This is a genomic window from Methylobacillus sp. DLP286 (assembly GCF_056636515.1).
In genome coordinates this window covers 313,139-326,432 of sequence record NZ_CM153145.1, presented here as the reverse complement: position 1 = coordinate 326,432, position 13,294 = coordinate 313,139, and the positions used below count along the sequence as shown (strand labels likewise).

At 57.3% G+C, this 13,294-nt stretch carries 18 protein-coding genes; 11 read left to right on the top strand and 7 right to left on the bottom strand.

Annotated features, from left to right (window positions below):
• Positions 1-19: 19 nt before the first annotated feature.
• The 5 genes from ACWXTG_RS01540 to ACWXTG_RS01520 form a co-directional block, all read right to left on the bottom strand.
• Positions 20-448 carry a VOC family protein gene (locus tag ACWXTG_RS01540; protein ID WP_480220453.1) on the bottom strand — a complete coding sequence of 143 codons (429 nt, stop codon included), beginning with the start codon at positions 446-448 and terminating at the stop codon, positions 20-22.
• Between the two features lie 102 nt (positions 449-550).
• On the bottom strand, positions 551-799 hold the full coding sequence (locus ACWXTG_RS01535; protein ID WP_407994189.1) for a hypothetical protein: 249 nt from the start codon (positions 797-799) through the stop codon (positions 551-553).
• A gap of 187 nt (positions 800-986) precedes the next feature.
• On the bottom strand, positions 987-1,325 hold the full coding sequence (locus ACWXTG_RS01530; RefSeq protein ID WP_480220452.1) for a tRNA-binding protein: 339 nt from the start codon (positions 1,323-1,325) through the stop codon (positions 987-989).
• A 3-nt stretch (positions 1,326-1,328) separates the two neighbouring features.
• Entirely contained in the window at positions 1,329-1,667 is a 339-nt protein-coding gene (locus tag ACWXTG_RS01525) for a zinc ribbon domain-containing protein YjdM (RefSeq protein WP_407995958.1), read from the bottom strand.
• Positions 1,668-1,851: 184 nt separating this feature from the next.
• Positions 1,852-2,130, bottom strand: coding sequence for a hypothetical protein (locus ACWXTG_RS01520; protein ID WP_480220451.1), 279 nt, complete (start codon positions 2,128-2,130; stop codon positions 1,852-1,854).
• Positions 2,131-2,311: 181 nt separating this feature from the next.
• On the opposite strand from ACWXTG_RS01520, the gene ACWXTG_RS01515 reads away from it, so the two are divergent.
• The 6 genes from ACWXTG_RS01515 to ACWXTG_RS01490 all read left to right on the top strand — a co-directional run bounded on the left by ACWXTG_RS01515 (position 2,312) and on the right by ACWXTG_RS01490 (position 8,219).
• Entirely contained in the window at positions 2,312-2,815 is a 504-nt protein-coding gene (locus ACWXTG_RS01515) for a DUF3617 domain-containing protein (RefSeq protein WP_407995956.1), read from the top strand.
• A 17-nt stretch (positions 2,816-2,832) separates the two neighbouring features.
• On the top strand, positions 2,833-3,546 hold the full coding sequence (locus tag ACWXTG_RS01510; protein ID WP_407995955.1) for a pseudouridine synthase: 714 nt from the start codon (positions 2,833-2,835) through the stop codon (positions 3,544-3,546).
• Positions 3,547-3,751: 205 nt separating this feature from the next.
• Positions 3,752-5,305 carry a DEAD/DEAH box helicase gene (locus tag ACWXTG_RS01505; RefSeq protein ID WP_309564893.1) on the top strand — a complete coding sequence of 518 codons (1,554 nt, stop codon included), beginning with the start codon at positions 3,752-3,754 and terminating at the stop codon, positions 5,303-5,305.
• A gap of 12 nt (positions 5,306-5,317) precedes the next feature.
• The gene (recQ, locus tag ACWXTG_RS01500; RefSeq protein ID WP_480220450.1) at positions 5,318-7,150 is read left to right on the top strand and encodes a DNA helicase RecQ; all 1,833 of its coding nucleotides are present in this window, start codon (positions 5,318-5,320) and stop codon (positions 7,148-7,150) included.
• A gap of 17 nt (positions 7,151-7,167) precedes the next feature.
• The gene (locus tag ACWXTG_RS01495) at positions 7,168-7,623 is read left to right on the top strand and encodes a YaiI/YqxD family protein (RefSeq protein WP_480220449.1); all 456 of its coding nucleotides are present in this window, start codon (positions 7,168-7,170) and stop codon (positions 7,621-7,623) included.
• A gap of 29 nt (positions 7,624-7,652) precedes the next feature.
• On the top strand, positions 7,653-8,219 hold the full coding sequence (locus tag ACWXTG_RS01490) for a lipocalin family protein (RefSeq protein ID WP_480221255.1): 567 nt from the start codon (positions 7,653-7,655) through the stop codon (positions 8,217-8,219).
• Positions 8,220-8,280: 61 nt separating this feature from the next.
• Here ACWXTG_RS01490 and ACWXTG_RS01485 read toward each other — a convergent pair whose 3' ends face one another.
• Positions 8,281-8,796, bottom strand: a complete 516-nt coding sequence (locus ACWXTG_RS01485) for a BON domain-containing protein (RefSeq protein WP_309564890.1) — start codon at positions 8,794-8,796, stop codon at positions 8,281-8,283.
• Between the two features lie 238 nt (positions 8,797-9,034).
• On the opposite strand from ACWXTG_RS01485, the gene ACWXTG_RS01480 reads away from it, so the two are divergent.
• Positions 9,035-9,733, top strand: a complete 699-nt coding sequence (locus tag ACWXTG_RS01480; RefSeq protein ID WP_480220448.1) for a DUF2490 domain-containing protein — start codon at positions 9,035-9,037, stop codon at positions 9,731-9,733.
• 22 nt (positions 9,734-9,755) lie between these two features.
• On the opposite strand, the gene ACWXTG_RS01475 is transcribed toward ACWXTG_RS01480, so the two are convergent.
• Positions 9,756-11,168 (bottom strand): sensor histidine kinase, encoded by a 1,413-nt coding sequence (locus tag ACWXTG_RS01475; RefSeq protein ID WP_480220447.1) that lies wholly within the window; start codon positions 11,166-11,168, stop codon positions 9,756-9,758.
• A gap of 119 nt (positions 11,169-11,287) precedes the next feature.
• Between ACWXTG_RS01475 and ACWXTG_RS01470 the strand changes: the two genes are divergently transcribed.
• The 4 genes from ACWXTG_RS01470 to ACWXTG_RS01455 all read left to right on the top strand — a co-directional run bounded on the left by ACWXTG_RS01470 (position 11,288) and on the right by ACWXTG_RS01455 (position 13,225).
• Positions 11,288-11,452, top strand: coding sequence for a DUF1328 domain-containing protein (locus ACWXTG_RS01470; RefSeq protein WP_048811867.1), 165 nt, complete (start codon positions 11,288-11,290; stop codon positions 11,450-11,452).
• Between the two features lie 75 nt (positions 11,453-11,527).
• A complete protein-coding gene (locus ACWXTG_RS01465; protein WP_480220446.1) occupies positions 11,528-11,941 on the top strand; it encodes a hypothetical protein in 414 nt (137 codons plus the stop codon).
• Between the two features lie 120 nt (positions 11,942-12,061).
• Positions 12,062-12,694, top strand: a complete 633-nt coding sequence (locus tag ACWXTG_RS01460) for a response regulator (RefSeq protein ID WP_309564886.1) — start codon at positions 12,062-12,064, stop codon at positions 12,692-12,694.
• 150 nt (positions 12,695-12,844) lie between these two features.
• Complete coding sequence (locus ACWXTG_RS01455; RefSeq protein WP_309564885.1) at positions 12,845-13,225, top strand: response regulator; 381 nt, start codon at positions 12,845-12,847, stop codon at positions 13,223-13,225.
• Positions 13,226-13,294 lie beyond the last annotated feature (69 nt).

Sequence of the window (13,294 nt, the reverse complement as noted above, 5' to 3'; positions counted from 1 at the left end):
CATTTAATAAACATCACGGCTAGAAAGTGATCACCACAGAGGCAGAACTTCGAATCGCCTCACCGTGATAGACAGCTTCGATATTGTTGCCATCTGGATCTAGGACAAAAGCAGCGTAGTAGCCGGGATGATAAACACGCTCCCCGGGGGCACCATTGTCCTTGCCGCCATGCGCAAGCGCGGCCTTGTAAAAGTTATCGACCATCGCTCGATCCTGCGCTTGAAACGCTAGATGATGGCGACCAGTCAAGGCTCCCAGCGCTGCTGGGCTATCAACAGACGTTACAAACAGTTCATCAGCCCAGAAATAACCGTCACCAGTGCCACCCAGTGGTACATTGAGAGCAGCAAGGACAGCGGCATAAAAGGCTTGGCTGGCAGAAAGGTCTTGCACTACCAACTGAATATGATCGATCAAGCGGCCTCGATGCAGTTCTTGCGTTTCCATAAAGTATTCCTAGTGATGACTTGAAACTCTCGCTACTCCACATACCGCCTGAATTAACCCGACGGCAAAAGTTGAGCTTTTGGTGATCGATTTAACTGATAGTTAGGTTTCACGGTTTATAAACGATGGGTTCACAAGAAGAATAACAAGCCAGACCAAAAAGCGAATTATTCTTTCGATAGCGATTAGGCACAATCCAAAAACGATAATTTTGGCAGGATCTATAGGACTTGCAAAAGCTTCAATCCCTGCGGATCGTGTAAACCAAAAAGCGAGAGTAATGGCCACACCGAAAATTGGGGCTTGCAGCCACCATTTGTTTCCAATTTTTGGAATCGAGATATCGAACATGAAAGCAATCTAACTATATTTTAGATGGACAGATGGTATTGAAGCATGGCGACCTAAGTCAATCACCATGCCAATACTTTAATACCATAGGATTGATATCAGCAATTTAGCTCGCCTAAAATTTTGCAGATAATCAGATCATGCTGTATCGCATATAGTAGCTACACTTACGCATAAAAAAATCATATCAAAGCAGCCTCGTCCCCTTAGGCACCAACTTATCCGGCACGCACAAAGCTACCGCGCCATTCTCATCATGAAATCCGGTAACTAGGCATTGCGACTGTATCGGGCCGATTTGCTTCGCAGGAAAATTCACCACCGCCACCACCTGCTTTCCGATCAAGTCATCCGGCTGATAGTGCACGGTGATCTGGGCGCTGGATTTCAGCACACCGATCTCCGGGCCGAAATCGACATGCAATATGTAGGCGGGCTTGCGGGCTGCCGCGAATATCTCGGCGGAAACCACTTCGCCCACGCGCAACTCCACCTTGAGAAAATCCTCGAAGCTGATGTCGTTCATGGCTCAGGCCTTCTTCACGAACTCCGATTTCAGCTTCATCGCGCCGATGCCGTCGATCTTGCAGTCGATGTTGTGGTCGCTATCCACCAGGCGGATGTTCTTGACCTTGGTGCCTACCTTGACCACCAGCGAAGAGCCCTTGACCTTGAGGTCCTTGATCACGGTAATCGTGTCGCCGTCCTGCAGCAGGTTGCCGTTGGCGTCCTTGACGATGAAATCGCTGCCTGCCGCCTCTTCGCTGTCGGTTGTCCACTCATGCGCGCATTCCGGGCAGATGAATAGGCCGCCATCCTGATAGGTATAGCTGGAACTGCATTGGGGACAATTAGGTAATTCGCTCATTTTGACTCGCTTCTAAATTAAACAAAGAAGTTGCATGGCAAGCCTCGGCACATCATCGGCTGCCGATTAACCAATATTGCAACGTGGTTATTATACACCCCCTACCCTGGTAGCCATGATCAGCCTGGAACTATGCACGATTCTCATGCCGACACCGCCAAGAGAACATCCCTGGCGAAATGCTTTACTCATCGCTATCGGCATATGTCAGCCGGCAATAGTAAGGCGGGTTCTTCTCGTTCTTGAGGAACGCACAGCCGCGCTTGATCTCGTCAATGACCAAGCCGCCGCTATTCGCCGCATTGCAGGGCGGATGCGTCGCGGGGCTGACGTTCCTGCACCATTTCACCAGCATCTCGGCTTGGCGCTTGCCCGCCTCCGCGGTACAGCTTTTCTCCCCGGCATTGGCTGGAAGCACTTGAAAAAAAGCAATTAGCATGAACAAGGCGACGTAGGGCTTCATATGGGGTCCTCGCATAAGAGTGGATAACTTCAAGGCTGGGCATGTAGCGGCATCGGTCAGCATATTTTAATGCTCCCTGCCTGCAAAGGCTGCGCACTTTCCTTGGTTGCTTCGCTTGATTCCAGGCTGCCGCCTCCCGGGTGTTATACTTGTCCCACTATTGTCGACACCACGCCAGCCCATGCCCAACCGCATTGCAAGATTATGTTTGTGCGCCCTGTTCCTCAGTCCCTTGCCCGCGCTTGCCATCGACCAGATCAAGCCGGGCCAGTGGGAAACCTCCGTAACGATACAAGGCCTGCCCGCCATTGCATCTGAGCAACTGGAACAGTTGCGGCAATTCGGCATCGAGCTGCCGGTAGGCGGCAATGCGATCGTGACGCAGCAATGCATTACGCCTGAGCAGGCCAAGCTGAAGCAGCCGCTGCTGCCGCAGACGGAAGACGGCTGCAGCGTGCGCAACTACCAGCACAACGGCGACAACGTGACCGGGGACGTCAGCTGCAACGGCGCGATCAAGGGCAACGGCCGCTTCGACATGACCTTGCTCAGCGACAGCGCTTTCCAGGGCAGCATTTCCATGCAGGGCACTGCGCAGGGCCTGCCCGTGAACCAGAACTCATCCATCAGCGGCAAATGGGTCAAGCCCGCCTGCGATGCCGATCTTCCTACTTATCAGCCCTAATTCTTTATTCCAACCTTATGCAACTTGAACGTATCCTGCATTCGCAGGGCTTTGGCTCCCGCAAGATTTGCCGCTCGTTGATCCGCCACGGCGAGGTCACGGTGAACGGCGAGGTGTGCGATTTCCCCTTTTCCGAGTTTGATCCCGAGAACCTCAATTTCACCGTGCGCGGCGAAGCATGGCAATTCCGCGCACAAGCCTACCTGATGCTGAACAAGCCGGCGCACTATGAATGCTCGCACAAGCCGCAGCACCACCCGAGCATTTTCAGCCTGCTGCCCGCGCCGCTGCTGGAACGCGGCGTGCAGAGCATAGGCAGGCTGGACGAGGACACGACGGGACTGCTGCTGCTCTCCGATGACGGGCAGTTCATCCACCGCATGGGCTCGCCCAAGTGGAAAGTGCCCAAGGTCTACGAAGTCACCACCAAGCATCCTTTGGATGAAACGCAAATCGCCTCGCTGCTGGGCGGCGTGCACTTGCTGGACGAACCGGCGCCGGTTGCCGCGCTGGCTGCAGAAGTGGTCGGCGGCCATGTGCTGCACCTGACGCTGGCAGAAGGGAAATACCACCAGGTCAAGCGCATGCTGGCCGCGGTGAGCAACCGGGTCGAGGCATTGAAGCGCATCCGCATCGGCGGCCTTGCCTTGCCGGACGACCTGGCACCGGGGGAATGGCGCTGGCTGGATGCGGACATGCTGGAAGCAGTATCGCCAGTCCGCCAGGCATAGCGGTCTCGCAATATATATCTAAAAAACTCTCATCATTCATTGCCCAGCTTATGGGGTTTTGCCGTATAATCTGCTTTCCCTGCGCTACATCCAATCCGCGCAGCGGTCCTGAATCCTAACAGATACCTTCCTGCTGTCTGCCTAGATTGGAGTTATGTCATCGTAACAGGCCGACAAAAACACCCTTGAATAATGGAGTTTCAGCTTGTCTTCCGACGTAAGCATTGCGCTTTCCAACATACAATTTTCCGATCTCGGCCTGGCAGAACCCATTCTGCGCGCCATTGCCGATACCGGCTACACCAACCCGACCCCGATCCAGGCCCAGGCCATTCCCCTGGTGCTGAACGGCGGCGACCTCTTGGCAGGCGCCCAGACGGGCACAGGCAAGACAGCGGGCTTTACCCTGCCCTTGCTGCACCTGCTGCATTCCAAACCGGTCAAGGTAAAGGCAGGCCAGCCGCGCTGCCTGATCCTGACGCCGACGCGCGAGCTTGCCGCCCAGGTGGAAGAATCGGTACAAACCTATGGCAAACACCTGAAATTGAAATCCATGGTGATGTTCGGCGGCGTAGGCATCAACCCGCAGATCGAGCGCCTGAAAAAACCGCTGGACATCCTGGTCGCCACGCCCGGCCGCCTGCTCGACCACGCGGCGCAGAAAACGATAGACCTGTCCGCGATCGAGATCCTGGTGCTGGATGAGGCGGACCGCATGCTGGACATGGGCTTCATCCGCGACATCAAGCGCGTATTGGCCCTGCTGCCCAAGCAACGCCAGAACTTGCTGTTCTCGGCCACTTTCTCCGACGAAATCAAGGAACTGGCCGACGGCCTGCTGCACAACCCAGGCTACGTGGAAGTGGCGCGGCGCAACACGGCTTCGGAGCTGGTCGAGCAGGCCGTGCACTTGGTCAGCCAGGGACACAAGCGCGAACTGGTCGCGCACCTGATCCGCCACCATGACTGGAAGCAGGTGCTGATATTCACCCGCACCAAGCACGGCGCCAACCGCCTCGCGGAAAAACTCAGCAAGGACGGCATCGCCGCTGCCGCGATTCACGGCAACAAGAGCCAATCCGCCCGCACCAAGGCGCTGGCCGAGTTCAAGGACGGCACCCTGCCGGTGCTGGTGGCGACCGATATTGCCGCACGCGGCCTCGACATCGACCAATTGCCGCAGGTGGTGAATTTCGAATTGCCGAACGTGCCGGAAGACTACGTACACCGCATTGGCCGTACCGGCCGTGCCGGATGCACGGGCGCTGCCGTCTCCCTGGTCGACAACGAGGAAGTCAAACTGCTCAAGGGGATCGAACGCCTGATCAAGCGCGAGATTCCGCGCCTGGATATCCCTGGTGACTTTGCGCCCAGCGAACAGCCTGCCGCAGAAAGCCGCCCGCCAAGACAACAGCAGCCTGCACAAACCCGCCAGGCGAGGAACAACCGTCCGCAAGGCCAGCAGCGCGAGCGCGGCGATGCCGCTGGCAATAGCGCTAAACCTCGCCAGGGCAGAAACAACCAAGCCAAAGCGCAACCCCGGCCACAGCACGCACAAAACCAGCAGCCACCAGCCCAAGGGCAACGCAACAAGCCCCGCGGACAGGCAGAGCAAGCCAACAAGAAGCCGGAAAAGCTACTGTCCGAAGCCGCACGCCACCAGGCCATGCCGCAGGTGGGGTTGTTCGTGCCGCCGCAGCCGCCCAAGCGCCAATTCCACAACAACCCTGGGCAGCGTCCCAACCGGGGCCGCCGCTAGAGCCTAGCCAGCATGCAGGCGAACACTGCCGCCCAGCAGTTGCTGGAGCAAACCTTCGGCTACAGCGCCTTCCGCGGCGAGCAGGAAGCCATCGTCAACCATGTGGCTGACGGCGGCGATGCGCTGGTGCTCATGCCGACCGGCGGCGGCAAGTCGCTCTGCTACCAGATTCCCGCCCTCTTGCGGCAAGGCGTCGGCATTGTCGTTTCCCCGCTCATCGCCCTGATGCAGGACCAGGTGGATGCCTTGCGCCAGCTTGGCATCCAAGCCGCCTTCCTCAATTCCAGCCTGGACGGCGATAGCGCGCGCAACGTCTACCAGGCGTTGATGCGCGGCGAGATGAAAGTGTTGTATGTCGCGCCCGAGCGGCTGATGACGCCAAACTTCCTCAGCACCTTGCACGAAATCCAGCAACGCTTCGGCATCGCCCTGTTCGCGATCGACGAGGCGCATTGCGTGTCGCAATGGGGGCACGACTTCCGGCCCGAATACCGCCAACTCACGGTGCTGCACCAGGAGTTTCCCGAGGTGCCGCGCATCGCGCTCACCGCTACCGCCGATACGCCGACCCGCAACGAGATCGTCGAGCGCCTGGGCCTGGAAAGCGCGCGGCAATTCGTTTCCAGCTTCGACCGCCCCAACATCCGCTACCGCGTGGCATTGAAAAACAACGCCCGCAAGCAGTTGCTCAGTTTCCTCGAATCCGAACACCCCAACGACGCAGGCATCATCTATTGTCTGTCGCGGCGCAAGGTGGAGGAAACGGCGGCCTGGCTCAAGGAGCAAGGCTGGGATGCGCTGCCCTACCATGCCGGGCTGGATGCAAGCCTGCGCCAGGCCAACCAGCAGCGCTTCCTGCGCGAGGAAGGCATCATTATGGTCGCGACCGTGGCCTTCGGCATGGGCATAGACAAGCCCAACGTGCGCTTCGTCGTCCACCTCGACCTGCCCAAGAGCATGGAGGGCTATTACCAGGAAACTGGCCGCGCCGGACGCGACGGCCTGGATGCGGACGCATGGATGGTGTATGGCCTGGGCGACTTGGTCAACATGCGCCAATTGCTGGACAACAGCGACACGCCGGAGGAAAGAAAGCGCCTGGAACGCCAGAAGCTGGACGCCCTGCTCGGCTATTGCGAATCCACCGCCTGCCGCCACCAGGCTATCTTGCGCTATTTCGGCGAGCAGCATCCGGGCAATTGCGGGCAATGCGACAACTGCCTCAACCCGGTGGACACCTGGAACGGCACCGAGGCCGCGCGAATGGCGCTTTCATGCGTATACCGCAGCGGCCAGCGCTTCGGCGCGGGCCACCTCATCGACATCCTGCTGGGCAAGACGACGGAACAGATCAAGCGCTTCAACCACCATTCGCTGACCACCTTCGGCATCGGCAAGGCCCTGAGCCAGGCGCAATGGAGCAGCGTGTTCCGCCAGCTGGTGGCGGCCGGGCTGCTTTCCACCGACATGGAAGGCTACGGCGGATTGAGACTTACAGAAGAAGCCAGGCCGTTGCTGCGCGGGGAAACGGAAATCTGGCTGCGCAGCGATCCGCCTGTCACGCGCACAGCAAGCAAGGCCGAACGCGCCAGCCGCAGCCGCGAAGCCTACATGGAAGTGCAGGACGACCCGCTCTGGCTCGCGCTCAAGGCCAAGCGGCTGGAGCTCGCCCGCGAGCAGGAAGTGCCGCCGTATGTCATTTTCCACGACAGCACCCTGCTGGAAATCCTCAACCAGAAACCCGGCAGCCTAACGGAAATGGGCCGCATCAGCGGCATAGGCGCCGCCAAGCTGGCGCATTACGGCGACGCGTTCCTGGAGGTATTGGAAGAATATGCAAACTAACGCAAAGGCCTGCCGCCATGCAGATCTGGGTTGATGCGGACGCCTGTCCGGTAGCGGTTAAGGAAATCCTGTTCCGCGCTGCGGACCGCACCGGCATCATGGTCACGCTGGTCGCCAACAAACTGCTGCGTGTGCCGCCCTCGCCCCATATCCGCGCCTTGCAGGTGCCAGGCGGGTTCGATGTGGCAGACAAGGAGATCGTGCAAAAACTTCAGCCGGGCGACCTTGTCATTACCGCGGACATTCCGCTTGCGGCGGAAGTGATCGCCAAGGAGGGCCACGCGCTCAACCCGCGCGGGGAAATGTACGACATGGGCAGCATAGGCGAGCGGCTTGCCATGCGGCACTTCATGGAGGATCTGCGCAGCAGTGGCGTGGAACTGGGCGGCCCCGCCTCGTTCAGCCAGGCAGACCGACAGGCGTTTGCGGCTGCGCTGGACCGCTTCATTGCGCGGCGGGCGCCAGGGAAATAGAAGGACTGAATGAAGGGAACATGATGACAATGAAAAGCGTATTTTGCCTGATGCTCGCATGCTGCCTATTGGCTTGTACCGGCACCGGCACGCCCCAGGGCTTGCAGCCCATCACCCATTTCAAGCCCGACCAATACCTGGGCACCTGGTACGAGATCGCGCGCCTGGACCATTCGTTCGAGCGAGGCTTGCAACAGGTCACCGCGACCTATAGCAAACGCGAGGACGGCGGCCTGAAAGTGATCAACCGCGGATACGACCCGGAAAAGCAGGCCTGGAAAGAGGCGGAAGGCAAAGCCTATTTTGTCGACAGCCCGGATACCGGCAAATTGAAGGTATCTTTCTTCGGCCCGTTCTACGGCGCCTACAACATCCTAGTGCTGGACCACGTCAATTACAATTTCTCGCTGGTAGCGGGGCCCAATCACGAATATCTCTGGATACTCTCGCGCACGCCGGAGCTGTCCTACCCGGTCAAGGCGGAACTGATTGCCAGGGCCCAGCACTTTGGCTTCGACACAAGCAAACTGATTTTCGTCGAGCATGGCGCACAGCCCGGCATGAAGCTGCCGCACCAGGACACCATGCGCCGCTAGCGGTAGAAAGTAAAAAAGCCTGTGGTTGTCCACAGGATTTTTTATATGGCTACTTGCTCGCTTAGCCCTTGACGATCAGGTTGTTCTTGACCGACTTCACTCCTTCAACCGCCTTGGCGACTTCGCCGGCTTTCTGGATCTGGGCCTTGCTGTTGACGAAACCGCTCAACTGCACCACGCCCTTGTAGGTTTCCACGCTGACTTGCAGGCCCTTGAAGCCTTCCTCCTTCAGGATGTTCGCCTTGACCTTGGCAGTGATGGTGCTGTCATCCACTACTCGGCCCACTTCTTTTTTCTGCTGGGCGGTTTTGTAGTTGCTGTACTCTTCCTGGCTCAGCTTGGCGTCCTTGTTCTTGTCGGCGGCATTGAAATGCTCCTTGGTGTAGAAGCTGTCGCGGCTGGCCTCGGTATAGTTCAAGTGGCCGTCGTTATTGGTGTCCAGTTCATGGAACTGCTTTACGTCCGGGCTCTGGTTGAGCTCGTCGGAAATGGATACCGCCCACGCACCGCTTGCGGCGGTTCCCAGCAATACGCTGATGGCGGCGGAAATGATATTGGTCTTGATGGAACGATGCATATTGCTCTCCTCTGTAGGTAGGACGGTAAATCGTGGAACATGCATGCATGGTAATGTCATCCGACATCCCTCACCGTCAGCGCGCCGCTGCAAATCGTGTCAGAGACAGCTGACAACCGGGCTCCGGATTCGCCTTTCCAAATTCGCCTTTTATGTATGCGTGGGTTACAGTCACACCCTCAACGATCAACCTTGCCGGTCGTCACAACGACAGATTGGATCAAGAGAAGGAAATTGCATGAGATTTAATACCATACGCTTGCTGCGCGGATTGTCGATTGGGGTAATGAGCACGAGCGCCTGCTGGACATATGCCGAGGTCGAGGAAGATAGCCGCTTCTGGTTCAACCTGACCATGGAAGGCAAGCTGGCGAAGGAAAGCCGCATCGGCTGGTACGCGGAGTTGCAGCCGCGCTTGAAGGAGGAAGGGCGGCTGCACGACCAGACCATCATCCGGCCGGCCGTCAATTACTGGGTTTCAGACCGCGCAAGCATCTGGCTTGGCTATGCCGACGTCAGGACGCACACGGCGCAAGGCTCCAACCACGAGCAGCGCTGGTGGCAGCAATTCATGTACACCTTTCCCCCGACCTCGAACGGCATCGTCATCACCAGCCGCACGCGGCTGGAACAACGCAATTTCGATACCGGGCACGACACAGGCCACCGCGTGCGCCAATTGGTGCGCGCCATCAAGAAGATCGAGGGGAAGGAATCGCTGAGCTGGCTGTTATGGGATGAACTGTTCGTCAGCACCCGCAGCACCGACTGGGGAGCCATGAGCGGTTTCGACCAGAACCGCGCGTTTGCCGGAGTGGCCTGGCAGGCGGCGCAAAATGCCCGGCTCGAGATCGGCTATGTCAACCAATATGTCCGCGGACATGAGTTCGACCGCATGAACCACGTCCTTTCCACATCGCTGTTCCTGCGTTTCTAGCTAAAAGCCCTTAAACCTGCTCTTAAAGCTTGGTCGGGATGATCGCCACCAGGTGGAATCCCTGGTTGGGCGCGCTGGTGATATCCACGCGCCCGCCGATCGCCATGATGCGGTTGCGGATGCCGGAAAGGCCGTGGGTGCTGGCGGCGGCCTTATCCAGGTCAGCCCCCACGCCATTGTCCTCGATCTCCAGCTTGAGGTAATCCAGCGCATCCACCATATGCACCGACACTTTGGTGGCGTAGGCATACTTGCTTGCGTTATTCAGGCTCTCCTGCACCACGCGATAGGCGATCAGGCCCAGCGTTTCGGGCAGCTCGATCTGCTCATTCGGCAGGATGAGGTCCAGCTTCCAGTCGTTGCGTTCCGCCATATCCTCGATCAGGGACTTCAATGCCGGCCAGAAGCCGATGGTGGTGATGATGGAAGGATGCAGGTTCTGCACCACCTGCCGCTTGAACTGGATGCCCTGGTTCAGGTAGCGCATGGTCTTATCGAGCTTTTCCACGATCTCCGGGTCCTGGTCCTTCACGCGGCGTATCGTCCAGGAAATATCCATCTTGGTGGCCGTGAGGATGGAGCCCAGCTCGTCATGCAGGTCGCGCGCCAGCTTTTGCCGCGCGCGCTCCACGTCGGACTGGTAATCCAGCGCCAGCGTCTTCATCATATAAGAGTTGCTGCGGATGCGCTCCTCGTAAGCTGCGCAGTCGCGCGCCAGCTGCTGGCGCAAATGGTCGCGGCTGTTCATTTCCTGCACGAGTTGACGGATCACCATGATCACGAGCAGGAGGAGGATCAACGCCGTGCCGATCAAGGCAATCCGGGTGATGACGATGGTCTGTTCGCGCTTCTTCACCAGCTGCGATTGAGCTTCGTGCTGCTGATCGAGCAGTATCTGGGAATATTGCATAAACCTCGCCATTTCGATGACGCCCTGATCCAGCTTGATCACCTGCATCGCCTCTTCCGCCTTGCCGGACTGCACCAGGGAAATGGCCAGCTTCATTTCCGCATTTTTGGCTTCCAGGGTCGAGTTCAAGGCAATCAGCCAATTTTGCTCCTGCTTGCCGCGCATGACGACCGTCTGGCCGTTGAACAAGCCTTCAATCTTGCGGATATGGCGGCGCGAGGCCTCGATTTCCTGATTGAAGGTGGTGACCAGTTCCTGGCGCTGGGTCAGCAGGTATCCGCGCTGCGCGCTCTCGGCCAGATTGAGGCTGGTACGCAATTGCTGCAGCACATTGATATTGCGCTGCACTTGGTCTATCTGGGCGTTTTGCTGCTCAAGCTCGACCAGCCAGGCGTCAGTGAACATGACGGAAACCAATGCCAGGATCATGGAGGCAAACAGAATAGCCAGCACCCTTCCGCCAAGCCGCCTGATCAAGCTTTCGCCCCATCCGGTTATTTTGTTGCCGATGGCTTTGATATTCATGGTATTCCAAACATCGTGTAAGTCTTTTCTGACAAGCGATTCAGTGGCTGTCTGCTAATTCCGGGCCGATCAAAAGCCTACAGTGTAAACCGTACACCGAACAACCAAGGAGAAAAATAATGTTGCATTATTCCGTGATATTTTTCGTGATCGCGCTGATTGCAGCTTTTTTCGGCTTTAGCGGTATTGCGGCAGGTGCGGCAGAAATTGCCAAGATCCTGTTCTTCGTTTTCCTGATCATCACCATCGTGTCGCTGGTTGCCGGCATTTTCCATAAACGCTGACCAACCGCTCGATATCCACCAGGAAAATAGTCCAGACTCACCGAAATCCCCCCATAGACAGTATTGGAGCACGACATGTTCAACAGCAACACACAATCCGAGATTAAAGACCAAGCCTCCGAGTTGGCGGGAACCGCCCAGGAAGCCTTGAGCGATAGCGCCAAGGCCGGCAAGGCCTCCGTTCGCAAGCTGGGGCGCAAACTGGAAAGCAAGGCCCGCGACAGCAAGAAAGAAGCGATCGCATTGCTGGAAAGCCTCAAGGACGTGCTGGACCCGGATGCGCACGGCAGCGCTACGGAGCATGTCATACAGCAGCTCACGGAAAACTTCTCGGACTGGTCCGAGTCGCTGGACAAGGAATTGTCTCAGGCTCTGAAGAGCAGCCGCATCCAGTCACGCAAATGGCTGCATAAGCGCTCGTTGCTCACATTGTCGCTTGCCGTGGGAGCTGGCGTCCTGGTCGGATATGCCTTGAGCAAGGACGATTGATGCATTGTCCATGTCGACCTCATGGCATGGTCTTGAAGATGGCTTGCGGATACCGGCAAGCCATCTTAGTATCCATATAGATAAAGAATGACCAACCAATAATAAGGATCGTCAGCACACATGAAAAAGATATTATTAGTTGATGACCACAATATTGTCCGACAGGGATTGCGCAACCTCATCGAGCTGGAATCCGACCTCGAGGTAGCCGGCGAAGCCGCGTCCGGGCTGGAAGCCATCAAGCTGGTCAGAAGTAACCAGTATGATGCCATCGTCATGGACATCGCCATGCCCGACAAGAATGGCGTGGACACCCTGCACGACTTGCGCCATGTCGCACCCGAACTACCGGTATTGATCTTGAGCGGCTACGGCGAGGAGCAATATGCGCTCAACCTCATGCGCAGCGGCTGCAAGGGCTATTTGTCCAAGGATGCCGATTCGGACGAGATCATCAAGGCGATCCGCACCGTCGCCAACGGCAAGCGCTACATTTCGGCGGAACTGGCCGAGCTCATGACCAACGAGCTGAGCAACCCCTCGGAAAAGCTTCTCCACGAAACCCTCTCCGACCGTGAGTTCCAGGTATTCTTCAAGCTCGCGAGCGGGCTGAGCGCCACTGAAATCGGTGAGGAACTCTGCATCAGCGTGAAAACTGTCAGCACCTACCGTACCCGCATCATGGAGAAAATGAGCTTGAAGACGAACGCGGACCTCACCTACTACGCCATCAAGAACCAGCTGATATCATAAGCATGGCTGCCGTCAACGTAAGAAGATGTAGGATTAAGGCGGATGGCTCCCCCCCCTGCTGCCCGATAGAATTCACAAGCAATGATTTTTGAGCCTATGAATACGATCATGAAAGAAAGTCCCAGTGGTGTGGAACCGGGTACTAGAGCAATGAAAGTGTTGCTCGTCGAGGATTCGCGGCTTTTGCGCGAAACGATCATGGACATCTTGTCCGACTGTAGGGGCTTGTCCTTCGAAGGGGTCGCGCTGAGCCAGGATGAAGCCATTGCGCAGCTTTATGAGCAGCCCTATGACTTGCTGCTGGTGGATATCGAGCTGGCCCAAGGCAATGGCTTCGAAGTGATCAAGGCCACGCAGCGGCCGGACTTCCCCTTCCCGCGCCCGGCCTACCTGATCCTCACCAACCATGCCTATCCGCAATACCGCCAAATGGCGAATGAATTGGGCGTAGACCACTTTTTTGACAAGTCCATGGACTTCGACCTTGCCATCGAGACGATAGAAGCCCAGGCAGCGCGATTTACCGCATAAGCCACCGTTACAATCTGTGATGGTGTTTATTGATGAATCTGGGCCTTTTGAGGCAAAGGGGCACACAGT